General features: G+C 60.8%; 21 protein-coding genes and 2 pseudogenes. 15 read left to right on the top strand and 8 right to left on the bottom strand.

Features of this window, described 5'->3' with window-relative positions; translation table 11 throughout:
• The first annotated feature begins 7 nt into the window (after positions 1-7).
• Positions 8-316 carry a hypothetical protein gene (locus PMI25_RS08240; RefSeq protein WP_007963116.1) on the top strand — a complete coding sequence of 103 codons (309 nt, stop codon included), beginning with the start codon at positions 8-10 and terminating at the stop codon, positions 314-316.
• A 9-nt stretch (positions 317-325) separates the two neighbouring features.
• Here the strand turns inward: PMI25_RS08240 and PMI25_RS08245 are convergent, their stop codons facing one another.
• Together PMI25_RS08245 and PMI25_RS08250 are read right to left on the bottom strand one after the other, a co-directional pair.
• Entirely contained in the window at positions 326-1,843 is a 1,518-nt protein-coding gene (locus tag PMI25_RS08245; RefSeq protein WP_007963117.1) for an amidase family protein, read from the bottom strand.
• Between the two features lie 112 nt (positions 1,844-1,955).
• Entirely contained in the window at positions 1,956-3,032 is a 1,077-nt protein-coding gene (locus tag PMI25_RS08250; protein ID WP_007963118.1) for an MBL fold metallo-hydrolase, read from the bottom strand.
• A 216-nt stretch (positions 3,033-3,248) separates the two neighbouring features.
• Between PMI25_RS08250 and PMI25_RS08255 the strand changes: the two genes are divergently transcribed.
• The 5 genes and pseudogenes from PMI25_RS08255 (at position 3,249) to PMI25_RS08270 (ending at position 7,313) form a co-directional block, all read left to right on the top strand.
• Positions 3,249-3,857 (top strand): TetR/AcrR family transcriptional regulator, encoded by a 609-nt coding sequence (locus PMI25_RS08255; protein ID WP_007963119.1) that lies wholly within the window; start codon positions 3,249-3,251, stop codon positions 3,855-3,857.
• A 156-nt stretch (positions 3,858-4,013) separates the two neighbouring features.
• Positions 4,014-5,063, top strand: a complete 1,050-nt coding sequence (locus tag PMI25_RS08260) for a diguanylate cyclase (protein WP_045122029.1) — start codon at positions 4,014-4,016, stop codon at positions 5,061-5,063.
• 300 nt (positions 5,064-5,363) lie between these two features.
• Positions 5,364-6,047 (top strand): annotated as a pseudogene (locus PMI25_RS29865) (PAS domain-containing protein); the annotation flags it as partial.
• Positions 6,048-6,155: 108 nt separating this feature from the next.
• A pseudogene (locus PMI25_RS29870) lies at positions 6,156-6,593 on the top strand (methyl-accepting chemotaxis protein); the annotation flags it as partial.
• Positions 6,594-6,779: 186 nt separating this feature from the next.
• Entirely contained in the window at positions 6,780-7,313 is a 534-nt protein-coding gene (locus PMI25_RS08270; RefSeq protein ID WP_007963124.1) for a DUF1003 domain-containing protein, read from the top strand.
• On the opposite strand, the gene PMI25_RS08275 is transcribed toward PMI25_RS08270, so the two are convergent.
• Positions 7,314-8,255 carry a LysR family transcriptional regulator gene (locus PMI25_RS08275; protein WP_007963125.1) on the bottom strand — a complete coding sequence of 314 codons (942 nt, stop codon included), beginning with the start codon at positions 8,253-8,255 and terminating at the stop codon, positions 7,314-7,316.
• 138 nt (positions 8,256-8,393) lie between these two features.
• Here PMI25_RS08275 and PMI25_RS08280 point away from each other — a divergent pair, with 138 nt between their 5' ends.
• Complete coding sequence (locus PMI25_RS08280) at positions 8,394-9,095, top strand: CTP synthase C-terminal region-related (seleno)protein (protein WP_007963126.1); 702 nt, start codon at positions 8,394-8,396, stop codon at positions 9,093-9,095.
• Positions 9,092-9,406, top strand: coding sequence for an antibiotic biosynthesis monooxygenase family protein (locus PMI25_RS08285; protein ID WP_007963127.1), 315 nt, complete (start codon positions 9,092-9,094; stop codon positions 9,404-9,406). The genes PMI25_RS08280 and PMI25_RS08285 overlap by 4 nt, the downstream gene beginning before the upstream one ends.
• Positions 9,407-9,601: 195 nt before the next feature.
• Here the strand turns inward: PMI25_RS08285 and PMI25_RS08290 are convergent, their stop codons facing one another.
• Positions 9,602-9,928 (bottom strand): DUF2025 family protein, encoded by a 327-nt coding sequence (locus PMI25_RS08290; protein ID WP_007963128.1) that lies wholly within the window; start codon positions 9,926-9,928, stop codon positions 9,602-9,604.
• A gap of 222 nt (positions 9,929-10,150) precedes the next feature.
• On the opposite strand from PMI25_RS08290, the gene PMI25_RS08295 reads away from it, so the two are divergent.
• The 3 genes from PMI25_RS08295 to PMI25_RS08305 all read left to right on the top strand — a co-directional run bounded on the left by PMI25_RS08295 (position 10,151) and on the right by PMI25_RS08305 (position 13,080).
• Complete coding sequence (locus PMI25_RS08295; protein WP_007963129.1) at positions 10,151-11,275, top strand: glycerophosphodiester phosphodiesterase; 1,125 nt, start codon at positions 10,151-10,153, stop codon at positions 11,273-11,275.
• Between the two features lie 159 nt (positions 11,276-11,434).
• A complete protein-coding gene (locus PMI25_RS08300; RefSeq protein ID WP_007963131.1) occupies positions 11,435-11,740 on the top strand; it encodes a PepSY domain-containing protein in 306 nt (101 codons plus the stop codon).
• 164 nt (positions 11,741-11,904) lie between these two features.
• The gene (locus PMI25_RS08305) at positions 11,905-13,080 is read left to right on the top strand and encodes a GAF domain-containing sensor histidine kinase (protein WP_007963132.1); all 1,176 of its coding nucleotides are present in this window, start codon (positions 11,905-11,907) and stop codon (positions 13,078-13,080) included.
• Between the two features lie 133 nt (positions 13,081-13,213).
• Here PMI25_RS08305 and PMI25_RS08310 read toward each other — a convergent pair whose 3' ends face one another.
• On the bottom strand, positions 13,214-13,660 hold the full coding sequence (locus PMI25_RS08310; protein WP_007963133.1) for a hypothetical protein: 447 nt from the start codon (positions 13,658-13,660) through the stop codon (positions 13,214-13,216).
• 110 nt (positions 13,661-13,770) lie between these two features.
• Positions 13,771-15,393, bottom strand: a complete 1,623-nt coding sequence (locus tag PMI25_RS08315; RefSeq protein WP_007963135.1) for a methyl-accepting chemotaxis protein — start codon at positions 15,391-15,393, stop codon at positions 13,771-13,773.
• 277 nt (positions 15,394-15,670) lie between these two features.
• Here PMI25_RS08315 and PMI25_RS08320 point away from each other — a divergent pair, with 277 nt between their 5' ends.
• Both PMI25_RS08320 and PMI25_RS08325 read left to right on the top strand, forming a co-directional pair.
• Positions 15,671-16,693: a transporter gene (locus tag PMI25_RS08320; RefSeq protein ID WP_007963136.1), complete on the top strand. Its 1,023-nt coding sequence runs from the start codon at positions 15,671-15,673 to the stop codon at positions 16,691-16,693.
• 249 nt (positions 16,694-16,942) lie between these two features.
• Positions 16,943-18,556, top strand: a complete 1,614-nt coding sequence (locus PMI25_RS08325) for an inorganic phosphate transporter (protein WP_007963137.1) — start codon at positions 16,943-16,945, stop codon at positions 18,554-18,556.
• Between the two features lie 124 nt (positions 18,557-18,680).
• Here the strand turns inward: PMI25_RS08325 and PMI25_RS08330 are convergent, their stop codons facing one another.
• Positions 18,681-19,577 (bottom strand): LysR family transcriptional regulator, encoded by an 897-nt coding sequence (locus tag PMI25_RS08330; protein WP_007963138.1) that lies wholly within the window; start codon positions 19,575-19,577, stop codon positions 18,681-18,683.
• Positions 19,578-19,697: 120 nt separating this feature from the next.
• Between PMI25_RS08330 and PMI25_RS08335 the strand changes: the two genes are divergently transcribed.
• Positions 19,698-20,453, top strand: coding sequence for an SDR family NAD(P)-dependent oxidoreductase (locus PMI25_RS08335; protein ID WP_007963139.1), 756 nt, complete (start codon positions 19,698-19,700; stop codon positions 20,451-20,453).
• Between the two features lie 159 nt (positions 20,454-20,612).
• Here the strand turns inward: PMI25_RS08335 and PMI25_RS08340 are convergent, their stop codons facing one another.
• Positions 20,613-21,044: a multidrug/biocide efflux PACE transporter gene (locus PMI25_RS08340; protein ID WP_007963140.1), complete on the bottom strand. Its 432-nt coding sequence runs from the start codon at positions 21,042-21,044 to the stop codon at positions 20,613-20,615.
• Positions 21,045-21,133: 89 nt separating this feature from the next.
• On the opposite strand from PMI25_RS08340, the gene PMI25_RS08345 reads away from it, so the two are divergent.
• Positions 21,134-21,988: a LysR family transcriptional regulator gene (locus PMI25_RS08345; protein WP_007963145.1), complete on the top strand. Its 855-nt coding sequence runs from the start codon at positions 21,134-21,136 to the stop codon at positions 21,986-21,988.
• Positions 21,989-22,015 lie beyond the last annotated feature (27 nt).

A 22,015-nucleotide genomic window follows, 5' to 3' on the forward strand; every position in this document is an offset into this window, starting at 1 on the left:
GCACACCATGGCCTCTCTTGCGATGAACCACATCCTCGAACGCATTGCCCTTTTCCAGTTCACCCCGACGCACTGCGTCCAGGCCCGAGCGATGCTGGGCTGGAGCGTGGAACAACTGTCGCGCGAGGCGGAGGTTGCGTTGGATGATATCCAGCGGTTTGAAGCGCAGCAGGACGTGGCGGATGCGGCGCGGCTGGCGTTGGCTTACCGGTTTGAGGCGCACGGGTTGGTGTTCTTTCCCGGGTTTGCGCCGGGTCGCAAATTGAATCCCCAGGCTATGCAGCAAAACGTTGCAGAGCGTGGGGATTTTGCTTAGGTGCAATGATTACTTGAACGCAGGGTGCCGCAGCTCGGCCGAGGCTTGTTCATAGCTGTAGGCCATGGCGAACAATTGCGGCTCGCTCCATGGTTTGCCGAAAAAGAACACGGACGTGGGTATGCCGTTATCGCCCATGCCCGATGGCAGGGTTATCGCCGGGTAACCCGCCACTGCGGCAGAAAATTGCGAGTAACCATCCGCTTCGGCAACCATTGCGTCGAGGCTGTGTTCGCGCAGTTGCTCGTCAATGGCGTCCTTGAAGTTTTTGCTGATGCTCAAGATCGATCCGCTGGCCTGTTCGTGAGTCATGTCCAGCGCATTCATCGCTTCGAGCGTGGCCTGCCCATAGCCCTCCTTGCCGGGATTGAGCTGATTGAAGTCGATCAGGTCCTGCAGCGACTGGATCGGCAGGCCGGAACGGCTGACGAGATATTCAGGCAATTCGTATTTCATCGCCCCCATCAGACCGGGTACGAAATCATCGATATCAGGTAAACGAACGGTCACTGGCACGAGCGTCGCACCTTGTTTCTCGAGTGTGGCCATTGCCTTTTCAAACTCCACTCCAGGAGTCAGGACCACGCCGCCCGTCCCCTCGTAAGCGGCGGGATAACCGATACGCTTGCCTTGCAGGGCATCGTTTGCCAGTAACGCCGTGTAGTCGATTCCTGTCGGGGCGGCCGATGTCGCGGAGTCCGCAGCATCCATGCCTTGCAACACGTTGAACATCATTGCCGCATCGCGGACAGTACGTGTCAAAGTGCCTGGGGTGTCTTGCAGCCGGGTGATCGGCACCACCCCGCTTCGACTGAACAGACCCAAGGTGGGCTTGACGCCAACCACACCATTGGCCGATGCCGGGCAAGAAATCGAACCGTTGGTTTCCGTGCCCAAGGAGAACGGCGCGAAACCGGCCGCCACGGCAGCGGCCGACCCCGAACTGGAACCGCAGATTTCCTCGCTCAATGCGTGTGGATTTTTCCCTTGCCCACCACGTCCGCTCCAACCATGGGGCAATCCCATCTCCCGCACATAAGCCCATTCGCTCATGTTGGCTTTACCCAGAATAATCGCGCCGGCATCCCGCAATTGTTTAACCACAAAGGCATCGTTGGCTGCCGGCTGACCGACCATGGCCAAGGAGCCGGCGCTGGTTTGCAGGCTGTCGGCAGTATCAAAATTGTCTTTGAGCAGTACCGGAATACCATGCAACGGACCACGCGACTGTCCCTCGTTACGCTCGTTATCCAGCGCGGTAGCCATTTCGATGGCTTGTGAATTCAGTTCGACGATGGCGTGGATAGCAGGGCCTTGCTTGTCCAACTCGGCAATTCGCTGGTGGAAGTGTTCAACCAGTTCAACAGCAGTGAGCTCATTGTCGGCCATCATTTTGCTGAGTTCACTGACGCTGGCGTAATGAAGATCAGTGGCCGAATGGGCGGTGGCAGCGGCACCTGTCGCTGCCAGTGCGACCAATATGGATTTCGTCAGCGTATTCACGCGACGTTTAAAGAAGTGTGTCATGTATATCGTCCTTGTTTAGGCTCATCACGAGTGACTCATTCACTCGCGACCAAGCCTACCGAGGACATAGGAAAGAGCTGTCAGCTAGCTGGACTACCGACAGTAGGAAAAGTCATCCCGACTTGTAGCCGCTACCAGCAATTGGGGCGTTTTCCGACACATCCTGCTCCATATTCAGCCACCACGTGTGCCCCCGCTGCGGCTGCATCACGTTAAACGCCTCGCCCATTCGTGGCGTGGTGATCGAAACACTGCGTTCCCACGCCAGCGCCAGAATCCGATCAAACGGTTCATGCCAGGCGTGCATCGCCAGGTCGAAGGTGCCGTTGTGGATCGGAAACAGCCAACGGCCCTTGAGGTCGAGGTGCGCTTGCAGGGTTTCTTCGGGTTGCATGTGCACGTGTGGCCATTCGACGTTGTAGGCACCGGTTTCCATCAGGGTCAGGTCGAACGGACCGTACTGTTCGCCGATGCGTTTAAAGCCGTCGAAGTAGCCGCTGTCACCGCTGAAGAAGATCCGCGTGTCGCCATCGATCATCACCCACGAAGCCCACAAGGTGCTGTTGCCGTCGAACAGGCCACGGCCGGAGAAGTGCTGCGACGGCGTGGCGACGAAGCGGATGCCGGCGATTTCGGTGCCCTGCCACCAGTCGTACTGGCGGACTTTGCTGGCGTCGATGCCCCATTTGATCAGGGTGTCGCCGACGCCCAGCGGGGTCAGGAAGTAGTTGGTCTTGGCCGCGAGTTTCAGCACTGCCTGGTGATCGAGGTGGTCGTAGTGATTGTGCGACAGGATCACCGCTTCGATCGGCGGCAGTTGGTCGATGCTGATCGGCGGCTGGTGAAAGCGTTTCGGGCCTGCCCATTGCACGGGTGAGGCGCGCTCGGCGAAGACCGGGTCGGTGATCCAGAATTTGTCGCGCATTTTCAGCAGCAGGGTCGAGTGGCCGAGGCGATAGACGCTGTGGTTGGGCGCCGCCAGCAGGTCTTCACGGGTCAGCGCTTGCACCGGGATCGCGGCGGCCGGGCGGGTGTTGCGCGGCTTGTGGAAGATCATGTTCCACATGATCCGCAGCATCTTGCGCAAGCCTTCGCGTTGTACCGGCGCATGGTTGCGAAATAACCCTTGATCCTGGCGAGAGGCTTCAGGCGTGGAAGTTTGATCCGCAGAAAAATCTGGATTGGCCATGACTGAGAGACTCCAGAAAAACCGCGCAATTCACGGTTTTTCACGGTGGGACGATAAATGGCCAAGGCACGCACGCATCAGCCGAACTGTCTGGTTTTTAGGTTGCGCGGATTAACGCAACATTACACTGGGCGGTGTAGTTTCTAGGTTGCATGAAACTCGATGACAAGTAAACTGCCAAGTGTAATTCCACTCTTTCTCTGCCGAAGCGTACTTATGACAGCTCCAAAGCGCCTCACCGACCGCAAACGCGAAGCCATTATTCAGGCGGCGATTGCCGAATTCCGCGCCAACGGGTTCGAGATCACCAGCATGGACAAGATCGCAGCCACCGCCGGGGTGTCGAAGCGCACGGTGTACAACCACTTTCCCAGCAAGGAAGAACTGTTCGCCGAAATTCTCAACCAACTCTGGGCAAGGATCACCGACGAGCAAGCCGTGACCTATCGCGCGGATCAGCCGCTGCGCGAGCAACTGCTGCCCATGTTGCTGGCTAAACTGCAGATGATGGCCGATGACAATTTTCTCGGACTGGCGCGGGTGGCGATTGCCGCCACCATCCATTCCCCGGAACGCGCGCAAGACATGGTGGCGCGCATGGGCGAGCGCGAAGAAGGCCTGACGGTGTGGATTCGCGCCGCTCAGGCGGATGGTCGACTGAAAGCCGTGGAGGCGGAATTCGCCGCGCAACAGATGCAGGGTCTGTTGAAGTCGTTCGGGTTCTGGCCGCAGATTTCCATGGGCCTGCCACCACTGGATGCGGACACGCAGAAAGCTGTGGCCGAGTCGGCACTGGAGATGTTCCTGGCGCGATACCAGCTCTAGACCGCCCCTCTCCCTGTGCCCACCCCGAGTAAATGGCTCGAAAGGACACTGATTATTCCCGGTGGAATAAATGACAATGTCCGACAATTTACCGACGAACGGTCAACCTGAAAAAACACTTCAAAGTATTTCAGGATGAATCTGGCGCAGGACATCATGGAAAATCAACGCGGCAAAGGCCTGTCATTCGCCAGACGCATTTATTTGCCAAGGACCATCGGTCTGGGCGTCGGCTTTTTCAGCGTCGCGGCCGCGCTGTATCCGTTGCACATGCCGACCTGGCTCTGGGCGCTGCTGGTGTTCAACGGTTTTATCTGGCCGCATCTGGCCTATCAGGTTGCGACCCGCTCGACCTTCCCCTACCACGCCGAACGCCGCAACCTGGTGTACGACTCGTTGTGCGGCGGTTTCTGGACCGCGTGTTTTCAGTTCAACCCGCTGACCACCGTGACCATCCTGTCGATGATGACCATGAACAATGTCGCCGCCGGTGGACGACGTCTGTTCCTGCTGGGTGCTCTGGCCCAAATCGCCGGCGTGTTGCTGGGCTGGTTACTGTTCGGCTTCAATTTCAGCCTGACGATGACGCAAATCGAGGTTTGGGCCTGCCTGCCGATGCTGACCTTGTACCCTTTGGCCCTGGGCATGGTCTGTTACCAACTGGCGATCAAACTCGCGCAGCACAAGCGTGCACTCAGGGACCTGAGCTGCACCGACAGCCTCACCGGGCTGCTCAATCACGGCGCCTGGAAGGATCTGCTCCATACGCGTTTCATCTTGTGCCGACAAAACAATACCCAGGACATTCTGGCGTTGATCGACATCGATCACTTCAAGACCATCAACGACAACTATGGGCACATCGTTGGCGACGCCGTGCTGCGTGAGCTAAGCCAGGCACTCAAAGGATTACTGGCTGAAGGTGAACGGGCCGGCCGTTATGGCGGCGACGAGTTTTGCCTGATCCTGCCCGACCAGCCACTCAATAAAGCCGAGGCGCAAATGGAACGATTGCGTCAGGCGCTGGACCAATATCGGCACCCGGATGTACCAGAGCTGCGCGTCAGCCTGAGTATCGGTCTGGCACGCTTTCAGCCGTCGTACAGCGACGCGGTTGCCTGGCTGGATGACGCCGACAAAGCGCTGTATACCGCTAAACACACGGGGCGCAACACCATCAGTGTGGCGCTGAGCAATCCGGGCTAAGAAGACGCTCCTCCTCTGAGTCTTGAAAAAACTGCAAACATGTTGATTCGCAATTTCTTGTACAACTTAAATCAGTTTGTATAAGATCTGCTCGTCAGCCTGGATGCTGGCACTTTGCAGTCAATGACCAATGCCGACCCGGCATTTGCTCTGCCAGCGCGGAAACAGGGACACAAACCTCGTCTTTCCCTACTTCCAGGTACTGCCCCTATGTTTTTCAAACGCCATCAGTCCGAACTCAACGACCTTCAACACACCATCACCGAACAGAACGGCCTGCTTGAAGCGATCAATCGCTCCATGGCGGTGATCGAGTTCGATCTTGAAGGCGTGGTGTTAAAGGCCAATGACAACTTCCTCAAAACCATGGGTTACCGCGCCGAGCAGGTGATCGGCCAACCTCATCGCTTGTTCTGCACCCCGGAGTTTGGCCGCAGCGCGCAATACACCGAACTGTGGTCGCGCCTGAAAAACGGTCAGTTCCAGTCCGGCACTTTCGAGCGGATCAACAGCCAGGGCCAGCCGGTCTGGCTGGAAGCCAACTACAACCCGATCAAGGATGCGTCGGGACGCGTGGTCAAAGTGGTCAAGTTCGCCATGGACGTGACGACCAAGGTCCAGCAGGAAAGCGAGGCCAATGCCAAGCTGCAGGCGATCGACCGGGCGATGGCGGTGATCGAATTCGACCTCAACGGCGGCATTCTCACCGCCAACCAGAATTTTCTGACGCGCATGGGTTACACGCTCGCTGAACTGAAGGGTAAACATCACCGCTTGTTCTGCCGCGCGGAACTGGTCAACAGCAGCGCCTATGAGGATTTCTGGCGCCGGTTGAATCAGGGTGAGTTGTTCCAGGGCCAGTTCGAACGCGTCGACAAGCGCGGCCAGAGTGTGTGGCTGGAGGCCAACTACAACCCGGTGTATGACGCCGCCGGACGTTTGTGCAAGGTGGTGAAATTTGCCACGGACGTCACCGCCCGCGTCGAGCAGCACGAGCACGATGCGCGCAGCGCCAGCGCCGCTTATCACATCTCGGTGGAAACCCGGAAAGTCGCCGAGCAAGGCACTCAGGTGATCCAGCAGGCGGCCAGCGAGATGCGCGAAATCGCTGACGATATCGCGCAGTCATCAACGCTGATCGCGCAACTTGGCGAGCGTTCGGAGCAGATCACCGCGATCGTCAACACCATCCGCGCGATTGCCGACCAGACCAATCTGCTGGCGCTCAACGCGGCGATTGAAGCGGCGCGCGCCGGGGATCAGGGGCGCGGGTTTGCGGTGGTGGCGGACGAAGTGCGGCAACTGGCGGCGCGTACCAGCGGCTCGACGGCGGAGATTTCCAACATGATCGGTTTGATCCAGAGCGAAACCCGTCAGGCGATCAAGAGCATGGAAGGCACCCGCGGGCGGGCGGCGCAAGGCGTTGAACTGGCGGATCAGGCCGGCAGCGTGATTCTGCAGATCCGCGATGGCGCCAGTGAAGCGGTGCAGGCGGTGAGCATGTTTGCCAATGAACGGGCGCCGGGCTGATCGATATGTCGGGCCGTTGGACCGCGTCGCGGCTTTCGCGAGCAAGCTCGCTCCCACAGGGATTGAGTCGATCTCTTAACTTGTGATCAACCATTAACCTGTGGGAGCGGGCTTGCTCGCGAAAGGGCCATAAGCCTCGATGCAGGACTATAGTGACCCTCAGTCCCAAGTCCTGCCGAGCCCATCATGACCACAGAAAAAACCGACGCCCCCGCGCCCGCCCCCGTCGACCACCTGCGCTTCCACCGCCCCCACGCCCACCTCAACACCACTTTCGGCGACGACAAGTTCGCCCTGCGCGCCGAGGCCTTTGCGCGGTTCTTCGGCACGCCGGCGTTTCTCGGCGCGCAAACCCTGATCGTGCTGTTATGGGTTGTACTCAACGTGACGGGCATCACCACTTTCGACGTGTACCCGTTCATCCTGCTCAACCTCGCATTCAGCCTGCAATCGGCCTACGCCGCGCCGTTGATCCTGCTGGCACAAACCCGCCAGGCCGCGCGGGACAAGGCGCAAGCGGACGCCGATGCGCAACACCGTGAAGCATTGGCGACGGCCAACACCGAGCGTCAGGCGCAAGCCGCGAACACCACCGCGCAATTGCTGGAGCTGCTGGAGCAGAACACCCAGCTCACCGAAATGACCAAGAGCCTGACTGAACGCATCGAAGGCCTGACCCGCGAACTGCATGCGCACATCTGCCAGAACCCGCAACGCTGATCACGGCAACCGCAGCGCGCTCCCCAACTCATCGAACAGAGTGACCACCGAGCGCAATGCCCGGCAATCCGGGCGGGTCAGCAACCACAGCGCGGTGTCGTAGCCGTGCAACGGTTCGCTGAGGGCCTGCAAACCTTCAGTGATCAGAAAATCCGGCAACGCCGCCACACCGAGTCCGCCGCGCACCAGTTCAGTCACCGACAGCATGCTGTTGCAGCGATACGCCGGGGTCACGCCGGGCAACTGCTGGCGGCGCCAGGCCACGGTCGGGTGATCCGGCAGAAACTCATCCGGGGCGATCCAGGTCAGCGCCGCCAGATCCGATGCATCGACGTTTTGCAGATAACGCGCGCTGGCGCAGAGCCGGTAGGAAATCTTCGCCAGTTGCCGTCCGACCAGATGCTCCGGCGGTGTACGCGTCAGGCGCAGGGCGATGTCGGCGTCGCGGCGGCTGAGGTTGGCGAAATCGTTGGAGGTGCTCAGCTCGAGAGTCAATGCCGGATAGTTCGGCATGAACTGCGCCAGCGCCGGCAACAGCAGCCCTTGCAGCACTGAATCGGTACAGGTCAGGCGCACCGTGCCGCTGACCACTTCACCGCCCTGTTCGACACCGATCCGCGCTGCCTCCAGTGCCTGCTCGGCGCGTTCGGCCTGCTCGGCCAAGGTCTGCGCGAGGGTGGTTGGCAGGTAACCGGCGCGGCTCTTTTCGAACAATTGCTGACCCAGCGCTGACTCCAGCCGCCGCACTGCGCGAAACACCGTCGACACGTCTACTTTGAGCAGCTGCGAAGCCCGGGCCAGAGAGCCGCCCCGCACCAAAGCGAGGATCAGCGCCAGATCCGGGTAGTCGAGCCGATAGTGCGTCGCTGCATTGATCACTTGGGAAAACGCCAATATTGAGTGCGTGAGCGCCAATCTATAGTGAGCCCCGGTGATCGACAACTGCACACCCTCACTGTAGTGAGGGGATTCATCCCCGATGGACTGCGCAGCAGGCCTTGTTGAAGGCCACTTCGCGCCCCGTCGGGGATAAATCCCCTCACCAGAGAGAGGTTCACTCACTCAAATCAAGGAAATCCCATGGACGCCATTTCCATCGCCCTGATCGGCGACTACGACCCGCAAGTCACCGCCCACCAGGCGATTCCCCTCGCCCTCGGGATGATCGCCGAGCAGTCCGGGCGCAATGTGCAATTTCAGTGGCTGCCCACCGAGCAGATTCACGCCGACACCGCGCTGGATCACTTCGACGGTTTCTGGTGCGTGCCGGCCAGCCCCTACAAAAGCGAAGCCGGTGCACTCAGGGCCATCCGTTTTGCCCGCGAACAACAGCGCCCGTTCCTCGGCACCTGTGGTGGTTTTCAGCATGCCGTGCTGGAGTTTTCCCGCAACGTGCTGGGCTGGGCCGATGCCGAACATGGCGAGACATCACCGGATTCGCCGCGAGCGGTACTGACGCCGTTGACCTGTTCATTGGTGGAAGCGGTGGACAGCATTCATCTGGTCGCCGGCTCGTTGATCGCCAAGGCGTACGAAACGTCGGAAATTCATGAAGGCTATCGCTGCCGGTTCGGGGTGAATCCGCAGTTCGAACAAGAATTGCTGACTCATCAGCTACGCGCCGTGGGGCACGATTCGGCGGGCGACTTGCGCGCCATCGAGTTGACCGACCATGTGTTTTTTGTCGCCACGCTGTTCCAGCCAGAACGTGCGGCGCTCAAAGGCCAGGTTCCGCCGCTGGTGCGAGCATTTGTCGAAGCGTGTGCGGAGCAACGTCCATGAAGCCGAACGAGCCTTGCTTTGCGGTGATTTTCACCTCGACCCGCACCGAGGGTGACAACGGTTACGCCGCGGCCTCCGAGCGCATGATGGATCTGGTCAGCGAGCAGCCGGGGTTTCTCGGCATTGATTCGATTCGCGGGGAAGACGGGGTGGGGATCACCATTTCCTACTGGCAGAGCGAGGCGGCGATTCTGGCCTGGCGCGAGCATCCCGAGCACCGGGTGATTCAGGCGCGCGGGCGGGCGCAGTGGTATTCGAAGTTTCAGACTCGGGTGTGTCGGGTGGAGCGGGAATATCGGTTTGGGCAGTGACGATGGCTGCGTGCTGACTGGCCTCTTCGCGAGCAAGCTCGCTCCCACAGGTACAGCGTTTGGGCTTTGAATTTGGTTGTGTTCTCACTGGCCTCATCGCTGGCAAGCCAGCTCCCACAGGGACTTGTGATCGCCACAGATCCAATGTGGGAGCGAGCTTGCTCGCGAAGAGGCCGGAACAGCCACTACAAAGCCTCAGCCCTTCACCAGACTGCGCACCGCCACAATCTCCGGCACCTCAACCTTGCTCATGTACACCCGCAACGGCTCGCTGATGTTGATCCGCTCATCGATGTTCTGATCCAGCAGCAACTGAATCAACTCGCGTTTAAGCGTCATGGTCTGCGGCGTCGTTGGCGCCCAGACAAATTCGCTGGTAGGAATAATGCCGTCATCCGCCACGTCCATGCCGAACGAATCTTCGCTGAAACGCACGATGTACTGGCCGGTCTTGCGGTTGAGGCCGACGAAACCCTTGAGGTCATCGGCGGCCTGACAGATGAGTTGGGAAGTGATGCGCATGGTAAACCTCACGAAAAATCATCGATGGTTTACACGCAGGGCAACGAAATCGGCGCGCCCTCTGCCGGAGCGTCTGCCGAGGGCAAGCGTACTGCAAACCGCGCCACAAAAGTGCAGGAAAAATCGCTTTTAATACGTTTATGTCGGTCTGGCGATAGCACGCAATCGATTCAGTTGTTAAAAGGTACGTCTTTGAAAATGCCCTGCGAAAGGAACTCGAACATGCCCGCCACTTTCACCAAAAGCGCCCTCCTGCTGAGCCTGATGCTCGGTCTCGGTCAGGCCCACGCCGCCCAGACGGACATCGACGCGCTGGCCGCCGCCCACGGCATCCCGCACCCGGCGGTGATCGCGCACCGTGGCGCATCCTTCGACGCACCGGAATCCACCGCCGCTTCCTACAAACTGGCCCGCGACCTCGGCGCCGACTACCTGGAAATGGACTTGCAGCGCAGCAAGGACGGCGTGCTGTTCGCCCTGCACGACAACAACCTGCAACGCACCACCGACGTCGCGACCAAGTTCCCGGAGCGCAAGGACAGCCCGGCCAATGCCTTCACCATGGCCGAACTGAAAACCCTCGACGCCGGCAGCTGGTACAACAAGGCCTACCCGGATCGCGCGCGTCCATCCTACGCCGGGCTGAAAATCCTCACCCTCGACGAAATCATCGACATCGCCCAAGCCAACCCGAAACACAAGCCAGGCCTGTACATCGAAACCAAAGAGCCGCAGCTGTTTCCGGGCATCGAGCATGACCTCAAAGCGAAGCTGCAGGATCGCGGCTGGTTGAGTCCGGCCGGTTCGAAACTGGCCAAAAGCGAGCTGGGCGTCGGCCAGGGCAAAGGCAAGGTGATCCTGCAGACCTTCGAGAAAAACAGCCTCGAACTGCTGCAGAAGGAAATGCCGCAAGTGCCGAAGATCCTGTTGCTGTGGGTCGGCGAAGGCAGCATCGAGCCGAAATCGAAGGTGACCTTTGCCGAGTCCGGCGAGAAGGACAAAAACGTGTTCTACGGCAAGCAGGAGCCGAAGTCCGACGCCGAGTTCAAACAGTGGGTTGATTTCGCCAAGGCTCACGGCGCCATCGGCACCGGCCCTTCGGCGAAGCTGACCAAGGGTGGCGACCAGAGCTATTCGGATCTGGTGCAACCGTGGATGAACCAGTACACCCACGATCAGGGCATGCTGGTGCACGTGTACACCGTCGATGAGCCGGTGGACTTCGAGAAAGTCATGGCGGCCGGGGTTGATGGCATCTTCACCAACCGCGCCAGCGAGCTGTTGAAGTTCTACAAGCGTCCGGCCAGTGCCAGTGTGGATCAGGTGTTGAAGAACAACGGGTTCTGATCTCCAAAACCGGGGCGCCTTCATCGCGGGCGAGCCACGCTCCCACAGGTTTTGTGTCGGGCATGGTTTGCCCGTTTTGTATTCGGGGGTTTTAAGGGTGAATTAAGTTGCGGTGGTTAACCTGAGCCCACTTCAACGAACAACCCAAGGAATGACCCGATGAAAACTTTGACTGCCCTGTTTACCGCCGCTGCCCTGACCCTCACCGCTGGCCTGGCTCAGGCCGACGTACGCGTCGACCAGATCCCGCAACTGGTGAAGGAAGGCAAGATCAAGTCGCTGGAGTCGATGAACGCCGAAGCGCTGAAACTGCACCCTGGCGCAACCATCACCGACACCGACCTGGACAACCACTTCAACGGTTACGAGTACGAAGTCGAGCTGAAAACCGCTGATGGCAAAGAGTTCGACGTCGACTTCGATGCCACCACCGGCAAGGTGCTGAGCAACAAGCAAGACACCTGATACACCGCCCACACCCGCCGCACGATTGAAAAGTCGTGCGGCTTTTTTGCGTCTGGGGTCAGGCCAATTGCAGGCGCGGCGCAATCAATGCGCGCCAAGCAGCGGGCAGCCCGCTAGTATGGCCGGGGACTGAACACACATAACGGCAGACGAGAGCGATGGGCATGGGGCAAGCAGCGGCGGCAGACATCGCGACGATTGGTCGGATCAGCGCGGTTCCGGCGATCCTTCAGGTGATTCGCGAGTTGACCGGTATGCGATTTGCCGCCGTGGCGCGGGTCACCGAGGATTCGTGGACCACCTGCGCGGTGCTCGATCAACTGGAGTTCGGTCTGCAGGTTGGCGACGAACTGGATCTGGTGACCACCCTGTGCCACGAAATCCGCCAGTCGCATGTCTCGGTGGTGATCGACAAGGCCAGCGAAGACCCGCTCTACTGCGAGCACCACACGCCGCGGATGTATCACTTCGAAAGCTACATTTCGGTGCCGGTGTTCCGTACCGACGGGCGTTTTTTCGGCACCATCTGCGCCCTCGATCCAGTCCCGGCACAACTGAAGTCCAGCAGCATCCAGAGCACCATGGAATCGTTCGCACGGATGCTCGCGTTGCAGATCGAAGCCGAGGAAAACGCGCAGCTCACCGAAACCGCGCTGTTGCAGGAACGCGAAACCGCCGAGCTGCGCGAGCAGTTCATCGCCGTGCTCGGCCACGATTTGCGCAACCCGTTGTTCGCCATCAGCGCCGGCGCCGAAATGCTCCTGCGCAAACACCCGGATCCGGCCATCGAAGTGCGGGTGCGCAATATCCTTGGCAGCGCGCAACGGGCAACACGGCTGGTGGACGACGTACTCGATTTTGCTCGCGGACGCTTGGGCAATGGTATTCCGGTCGCGATTCAGCCCTGCGCCGACTTGACCGAGGCGGTGCAGCAGGTGGTGACGGAGATCCGCAATGTGCATCCGCAGCGCACCATTCACGCCTGCATCGGCGACTTGCAGGGCGTGCCCTGCGACCGTGGCCGGATTGCCCAGTTGCTGTCGAACCTGCTGGCCAATGCCGTGACCCATGGCGACCCGGAGGGGGATATCGAAGTCATCGCCCAGGTCGAACACGGTGCGTTGATGCTGGCGGTGAAAAATCAGGGGCATATTGGCGAGGCGATCCTGCCGCACCTGTTCCAGCCCTACTCCCGCCCGATCGGCAGCACGCCCCAGGCCGGGCTCGGTCTGGGGCTGTACATCGCCAGCCAGATCGCCAAGTCCCACGGCGGACGTTTGCATGTCGAGTCCACCGCCGAGAGCGGCACGCTGTTCACCTTCAGCCTGCCCACAGCCTGAAAAGCACACCTTGGATCCCTGTGGGAGCGAGCTTGCTCGCGAAGCTGTTGTGTCTGCCACACATGAGTCGACTGGCACACCGCTTTCGCGAGCAAGCTCGCTCCCACATTGGTTCTGCAGTGCTCCGAAGTTGTCAGGCCGAAGTGCTGACCAACGACCCCGAGCTGCTCGACCCGGACTCCTGCAACGCCTGCAACAACGCCGCCGTGGCCGTCTGCAACGAAGCCGAAGTGCTGGAGATTTGCGACTCGGCGGAGGCCACGTCAGCCGCTTTGGCATCCGCGTCTTCCTGCTTGGCCTGAGCCGCTTGCAATGCCTGCTGTTGTTCCTGCAATTGCTTTTGCAACTCGGCGATCTGCTTGCGCAGTTCTTTCACCGAATCCGATTCATCGCTGCTGCTGGAACTGCTGTCACCCGCCGGCGCTGCGCCACCGCCGGCCGCCACTTTGCTGGTGTCGGCGCTGACGCCCGCACTGCTGGTTGCAGTGGTCGAGGTATCGTCACTGGCGTCGCTGATTTTGGTTTTGCTGATGGCGGTGCTGACGGTCTGGTTGATCGAAACTGAGGTGATGCTGACCATGGGATGGCTCCAATGCCGGTTTTAGATAACCGGCCATCGGCGGCACTCGCAGGGATTTGAGATCGACTGTGTACCGACTCGGTAACCGAACCGGTACACGTCGGCGGACGTCAGGCGCTCAGGCGTGCGGTGACTTCGTTGAGTTGCCCGGACAGGCCATGCAGGTTCTGGCTGGCGCTTTCGGTGCGCTGCACGCTGTTGAGGTTGGTACTGGCGATCGAGGTGATCTCGGTCAGGTTGCGCGAGATGTCTTCGGCCACCGAGGTCTGCTCTTCGGCGGCGGTGGCGATCTGACGGTTCATGTCGCGGATCGCTTCCACCGCGTGGGTGATGCGCTCCAGCATCGCACCGGCCTGGGTCACTTGCTCGACGCTTTCATCGCTGCGCGCCTGACCGCTTTCGATCGCTTGCGCGGCGTCCACGGCACCGGTCTGCACGTTCTGAATGATCTGGTTGATCTCGATGATCGACTCGGCCGTGCGCTGCGCAAGGTTGCGCACCTCGTCGGCGACCACCGCGAAACCGCGCCCGGCTTCACCAGCCCGCGCCGCTTCAATCGCCGCGTTGAGCGCCAGCAGGTTGGTCTGCTCGGCGATGCCGCGGATCACTTCCAGCACTTTGCCGATGCGCCCGCTGTCGCTTTCCAGACGACGAATCACTTCAGCGGTGTTGGCAATCTCGCCACGCATCTTGGTGATGGTGTGGATGGTGCCCTGCATGACCTTTTCACCCTGCTGGGCAGACTGGTCGGCATCGTCGGCAGCCCGCGCCGCATCCGCCGCATGGCGGGCGACTTCCTGGGCGGTGGCGGACATTTCGTTCATCGCCGTGGCCACCTGATCGGTGCGGTTGAACTGCTCGTTGGTGCCGCCGGCCATGGTCGTGGCAATGGCATTCAGTTCGCCGCTGGCGCTGTCCAGATCACTGGCGCTGCGTTGCAGGTGGGTGAAGGTTTCGGCGAGGAAATCACGCAGGGTATTGGCCGCGGCGGCAAGGTTGCCCAGCTCGTCCTGACGGTCGTTGGCGACGCGCTCGGCGAGGCGCCCACGGCTCAACTGGGTGACGTAGTCGATCAGCTTGCGGATCGGATCAATCAGGTTGCGGTTGACCAGCCACAGGCTCAGCAAACCGATCAACAGGCCCGAGCCGAGCATCACCACAATGCCCAGCAGCACGGTGCTGTCAGCACTGGCGCTGATCTGCGCCGACTGTTCGGTACCCTGCTTGCGCAGCTCGGCCACCAGTTCGCTCATCTGATCGCTGGTGGCGCGGTCCACGCCTTTGACGGCGTTGTCGCCAGCGGTTGGATCGCCACCGGCAGCGACGTAGGCATCGCGGCCCTTCTGGTACGCGGCGCCGAGTTGACGATGTTCGTCACGCAGGCGTTCGATGCGGCTTTTCAGCGCCGGTTCAAGGCCTTTCTGCCCGGCCAGTTCACCGAGAATGTTTTGCACATCGCGCTGACGATCTTCGAACTGGCTCCAGTATTTGCCCAGGTCCGCCGGTTGCTTGCCGCGCAGCAGGACGTTTTTCCATTCCTGCACCTGCACCTTGAATTGCAGGTTGGCCTCGTCGATCAACTGCGAGGTGTGCAACGGGCCGGCGATCAACTGGCTGTAGTTCTGCACGCCGTTGGACAGGTAGTGAAAGCAGGCCAGCGCGATCAACAGCATCGCCAGCAGGCTGCCGCTCAGCAGGGCGAGAATTTGCGCTCTCAGGGATTTTTGCAGCATCGCAAGATACTCAAGGACAGGGATGAGGCACGCCCGGTAAGGCGTGGAATTTTGCCGGACATCCGTGTCGGCGCGCCTTGGCTCATGGCCAAGCGCGCGCAACGTAACCTAAGCGTGATCGGCGTACCAGAGCGCTTCTTGAAGAAAATCCGACCGCCGGTAAGCCGCTGATTTGACGTCATTTTGCTGTCACACAAACGTCATGTGACATTGCGATGATCCGGCTCAGGTGAATCTGAAAACTCCGCGCCAGACGCCCTCCTCGCAGCGAGCCTCCATGAACCACAGCCTCGACCTCAGTCATCGCGATCCTGATTTGTTCGGTCTGCTTTACGGCTTCCGTTTTCGTCCTGGTGAACGTGGCCGCGAAGTCGATTCGGCGACCGCCCTGCGTTGTCTGCAAGACGACAGCGACACTGATGAATTCCTCTGGCTGCACCTGAACCTGGCCCACGCCGCGTGCGAGCGCTGGATGAAAAGTCATCTGCAATTGCCTGAAGAGTTTTTCGAGGCGCTGCACGAAGGCTCGCGCTCGACGCGCATCGAGCACGTTGACTCGGCCTTGCTGGCGGTGGTCAACGACGTGGTGTTCAACCTCAGCAGCATGGTTTCCTCGGACGTGTCGACGCTGTGGGTCTGCGTGCGCAGCAAACTGATCGTCAGCGCACGCCTGCAACCGCTGCACTCGGTGGACAAATTGCGCTCGTCGGTGAAGGCCGGTGAATGCTTTCGTTCGCCGTCGGAGCTGCTGGTGCACCTGCTGCGTGATCAGGGCGAAGTGCTGACGCAGATCGTGCGCAAGACCAGCATGAGCGTCGATCAGGTCGAGGACGAATTGCTCTCCTCCCGGCTGTCGACCAACCGCGCCGAACTCGGCGCCAACCGCCGGGTGCTGGTGCGCCTGCAACGCCTGTTGGCGCTGGAGCCGGGTTCATTGCTGCGCCTGCTCAACCGGCCGCCGCCGTGGCTGCAGAAGGAAGACGTCAAGGAGTTGCGCAAATCCACCGAGGAGTTCGCGCTGATCATCAACGACCTGACCGCCCTCGGCGAGCGGATCAAACTGCTCCAGGAAGAAATCGCCGCCAACCTCAACGAACAGAGCAACCGCACGCTGTTCACCCTGACCGTGGTGACGGTGCTGGCGCTGCCGATCAACATCATTGCCGGCTTCTTCGGGATGAACGTGGGGGGTGTGCCGCTGGCGACGGATCCCGAGGGGTTCTGGATATTGGTGGCGCTGGTGGCGACGTTTACCGTGATTGCCGGGCGCTGGGCGTTTCGCAAGCGTGGGGATTATTGACCACCGAACCTGATGTCCAGCACAGATCCCCTGTGGGAGCGAGCTTGCTCGCGAAGACGGAATATCAGGCACCATCATTGTTGAATGACACACCGCCTTCGCGAGCAAGCTCGCTCCCACAGGGATCTGCTTCAGTCTTCAGATCAGTGGTGGAGCTAAAAACCCAAACACTGACCTGCCGCAGTCTCTCTGTAATATTTAGCAACGATCATGACCGACACTCCTTCCCTCGCTCAGGATTGTCCGCTCATGGCTACTCCCTCCCTGACCGCCCGCCAGACGTCCGCCCCCAGCGGCAGGCCCGCCCTCGACAAGAAAACCGGCCCGTTCACCTACGTGATCTTTTTCGCGGTGCTCGCGATGGGGATGTTGTTCACTGCTTACAGCTTGATGCACGACATGCACGAGCTGGGCACCACCGTCACCACCTGGACCCCGTTCCTGCTGCTCGGCGTAGCGCTGCTGATTGCGCTGGGCTTCGAGTTCGTCAACGGTTTCCACGACACCGCCAACGCGGTGGCGACGGTGATCTACACCCACTCGCTGCCGCCGAATGTGGCGGTGGTCTGGTCGGGCTTCTTCAATTTCCTCGGAGTGTTGCTGTCCAGTGGCGCCGTGGCGTTCGGCATCATCGCCCTGCTGCCGGTGGAGCTGATTCTGCAGGTCGGTTCGTCCGCCGGTTTCGCGATGATCTTCGCCCTGTTGATCGCGGCGATCCTGTGGAACCTCGGCACCTGGTGGCTGGGCCTGCCGGCCTCCTCTTCCCACACCCTGATCGGCTCGATCATCGGCGTCGGCGTGGCTAATGCCTTGATGCACGGGCGCGATGGCACCAGTGGCGTGGACTGGGCGCAGGCGACCAAGATCGGTTACGCCCTGCTGCTGTCGCCGCTGGTGGGCTTCGGCTGCGCGGCGCTGTTGCTGCTGGCCATGCGCGCCTTCATCAAGAATCGCGCGCTGTACAAGGCGCCGGAAGGCAACAACCCGCCACCGTGGTGGATTCGCGGTTTGCTGATCGCCACCTGCACCGGCGTGTCCTTCGCCCACGGCTCCAACGACGGGCAGAAAGGCATGGGCCTGATCATGCTGATTCTGGTCGGCACCCTGCCCATGGCTTACGCGTTGAACCGCACCATGCCCGCCGACCAGGCGCTGCAGTTCGCTGCCGTCGCCGAAGTCACCCAGCAAGCGCTGGTGAAAAGTGCGCCTCAACCGGCACCCGCCGATCCGCGCCCGGTGCTCTCTGATTACGTGCGCAGCAAGCAAGCCACACCGCAACTGATCCCCGCCCTCGCCGCCCTCACCGGGCACATTGGCGAAGAGGTCAAAGGCTATGGCTCGCTGTCGAAAGTCCCGGCCGAAGCCATGGGCAACGTGCGTAACGACATGTACCTGGCCAGCGAAAGCATTCGCCTGATGGACAAGAACAAGGTCGGCAATTTCGACGCCGACACCACGGACAAACTGCAACTGTTCAAACAGCAGATCGACAACGCCACACGCTTCATTCCGCTGTGGGTGAAGATCGCCGTGGCCATCGCCTTGGGTCTGGGCACCATGGTTGGCTGGAAACGCATTGTGGTGACAGTCGGCGAAAAAATCGGCAAGACCCACCTGACCTACGCCCAGGGCGCCTCGGCGGAAACCGTGGCGATGCTGACCATCGGCGCGGCGGACATGTTCGGTTTGCCGGTATCGACCACCCACGTATTGTCATCGGGCGTGGCCGGGACCATGGTCGCCAATGGCGGTGGTTTGCAGATGAAGACCATCCGCAATCTGCTGATGGCGTGGGTGCTGACCTTGCCGGCGGCGATCCTGCTGTCGGGCAGCCTGTACTGGCTGTTCACCCAAATTTTCTGAACAACCCGGCCTCCCCTGTAGGAGTGAGCCTGCTCGCGAAAAGCGGTGCTTCAGTCGCATCTGCATCGACTGACAGCACGCCATCGCGAGCAGGCTCACTCCTACAGTTGATCTGCGGTATCAGTCAGAGCGTCGAACGAATCACCTCCCCCAACCACTCCATGAACACCCGCACCCGCAGCGGCAAATGCCGCTGCCGCGCATACAGGATGGCAATGCCCATCGCCGGCGCCGTGAACTGCGGCAGCACAGTCACCAGCTCCCCGTTATCCAGATGCGGCTGCATGCCGGTGCGCGGCACCTGTATCAGACCGAAGCCGCCCAGGCAGGCCGATTCGTAAGCGTCGGTGCTGTTGACCGTGACACTGCCAGCCATCGGCAGACGCCGCACCTGACCGTCCTGTTCATACACAAACCCTTCCGAGCGTGAACCGAGCACGCCGACGTAGTGCACCAGTCGGTGCTGCGCCAGATCCTCCAGGGTCTGCGGCACGCCATAGCGTTCAAGGTACGCCGGGCTGGCGCAGTTGATCATCGGGAAGTCGCCCAGATGCCGCGCCACCACCGACTGATCCGGCTGCGCGCCGATCCGCACCACGCAATCGAAACCCTCACTGAGCAGGTCGACCCGGCGGTCGGTGCTGCTGATTTCCAGTTCCAAATTCGGGTGCCGCGCCATGAACTCAGGCAGCAGCGGCATGATCAGGCGCCGCGCGAGGATGTTCGGCATGTCGACGCGAATCCGTCCGCTCAGCGAAGCCGGATCCTGACGGAACAGTCCCTCGATCTCGTCCATGTGCGACAGCAGATCCTTGCTGCGTTCGTACAGCACCAGGCCGTCCTGCGTCGCCTGTACCTTGCGCGTGGTGCGTTGCAGCAGGCGCGTGCCGAGCAGGGTTTCCAGGGCCTGCACATGCTCGGACACCGTCGAGCGCGGCAGCCCGAGGCTCTCGCCGGCCAAGGTGAAACTCGACAGTTCGCTGACCCGGACAAAGGTGCGCAGCAGTTCCAGTTTGTTCATCAGGACACCCGTTGATTGTTCGGCTGGGTCGATCAGTGATTCCGGTTTCAGTCTGTTTATCACCCCATGGCGGATAAATAAACTTTGCCCATCACCACTCACCGCAATCGAGGATTTCACATGAGCCGCAAAATCGCATTGATCACCGGCGCCAGCCGTGGCTTGGGCAGGAACGCCGCGCTGCACCTCGCCGCCGAAGGTGTGGACATCATCGGCACCTACAACAGCCGCGCCGATGAAGCCGAGGCGCTGGTCGCTGAACTGGAACAACGCGGCGCCAAAGCCGTGATGCTGCAACTGGATGTGGGTCGCAGTGAGACCTTTGCCGAGTTCGCCGCGCGGGTTGAGCAAGCGCTGCAGCAACTGGAGCGTCCGCGCTTCGACTTCCTGATCAACAACGCCGGGATCGGTGTGCACGCGCTGTTCGCCGAGACCACCCCGGAGCAGTTCGACCTGCTGATGAACATCCAGCTCAAAGGGCCGTTCTTCCTGACTCAGCAACTGTTGCCGCTGATCAATGATGGCGGGCGCATCATCAACATCTCCAGCGGCCTGACCCGCTTCAGCCTGCCGGGTTATGCCGCCTACGCGGCGATGAAAGGCGCGATGGAAGTGCTGACCCGCTATCAGGCCAAAGAGTTGGGCGCGCGGCAGATCGGCGTGAACATTCTGGCACCGGGCGCCATCGAGACCGATTTTGGCGGCGGTGCAGTGCGCGACAACGCCGCGTTGAACGCGATGGTCGCCAGCAACACCGCACTGGGCCGCGCCGGGCAGCCGGATGACATTGGTGGCGCGCTGTCGATGCTGCTGGCGCCGGGTGCGCAGTGGATCAACGGACAGCGGGTTGAAGCATCCGGCGGCATGTTCCTCTAACCCAAACATTGTGGCGAGGGAGCTTGCTCCCGCTGGGGTGCGAAGCGCCCCCCAAAGCCGACCAATGCGGTCTGACAGAAAGACCGCGTTTTATCGGGTTTACGACTGCTGCGCAGCCGAGCGGGAGCAAGCTCCCTCGCCACAGGTTGTGTTCCAGACTTAAGCAGCACGGGCCATCAATAACCGCTCGCGCACCACGTCATAGCCCCAGTGATACACATAGGTGTACGGCAGGAAAAACAGCAGCACGCCGATGTCGAGCAAAAACGCCTGCCACAGGCTGACCGACAGCCACCAGGCAATCAGCGGCACGCCCATCACGATCAACCCGCCCTCGAACAGTAGCGCATGGACCACCCGCGTCCAGGCGTTGTGGCCGACGTTCAGGCGCTTGAGCATGCGGTCGAAGAAGCCGTTGAACACCACGTTCCACGCCAGCGCCAGCATCGCGATCAGCACGGTCACGGCGCCCATGTCGAGCAACGGTTTTTGCATGATCCACGCCAGCAACGGCGTGCAGATAAGAATCGCCAGACACTCGAAACCGATGGCCTGGAGGATACGTTCAGTGATGGATTTGCTGGCAGTCATGGCCTGACTCCTTGAGTGAAGAGAGTTGCCATGATCCACCCTCGCCCCGATACTTCATAACCAATAACCATCGATCAAGGCGATAGTTCATGGCTTCGCAAGAAGTGCTGCTGGCGTTTGTCCAGGCGGCCACCCAAGGTTCGTTTTCAGCGGCGGCGCGCAAACTGGGGCGCAGTCAGTCGACCATCAGCGCCGCAGTGGCGAGCCTTGAGATCGATCTGGATCTGCTGCTGTTCGACCGCAGCAGCCGCAAACCGACCCTGACCCCGGCCGGCCACGTGATGCTGCAACGGGCCGAGGCGATTCTGGTGGCCACCAGTCGCATGGAAATGAGCGCCCGGCAACTGGCCCAAGGCGTCGAGCCGAAGCTGACCGTGGCGATTTCCGACACCTACCAGTCAGCGCGATTTGAAGCCGCGCTGGTCGATTTCGAGCAGCGATATCCGGACCTGGAGCTGGAATGCCTGATTGCCGAGTGCGACGACCTGATCGAACTGGTGCAGCGTGGCCGCGCGCATCTGGCGTTTGCGGAGATGCGCGACAGCTATCCGCCGGATCTGGTGACCTCGACGGTGGCCGAGCGCACCGACATCGCGCTGTTCGTCAAACGTGACCACGTGCTGACCGGCCTCGAACAGGTCGATCAGCAGGTGCTGGAGCAGCATCGGGAGTTGCGTCTGGCAACCATCGTCAATCCCTACGACAGCCGCGGCAAAGGCCGGGTGTGGTCGGCGCCGAGTTACCTGATGCTGATGGAAATGGCGGAAATGGGTTTCGGCTGGGCGGCACTGCCACGCTGGCTGGTGGGGCGCTTCGGCAACGACACACTGGTGGAGTTGACCGTGCGTGGCTGGCCTCGGCCGGTGTATGTCGATGCGTTGTGGTCGCGGACTTATCCGCCGGGGCCGGCGGGGAGTTGGCTCCTGAGCAAGATGCTGGAATAGAGCAAAAGATCGCAGCCTTCGGCAGCT

The sequence above is a fragment of the Pseudomonas sp. GM30 genome (assembly GCF_000282275.2).
Taxonomy (GTDB): Bacteria; Pseudomonadota; Gammaproteobacteria; order Pseudomonadales; family Pseudomonadaceae; genus Aquipseudomonas.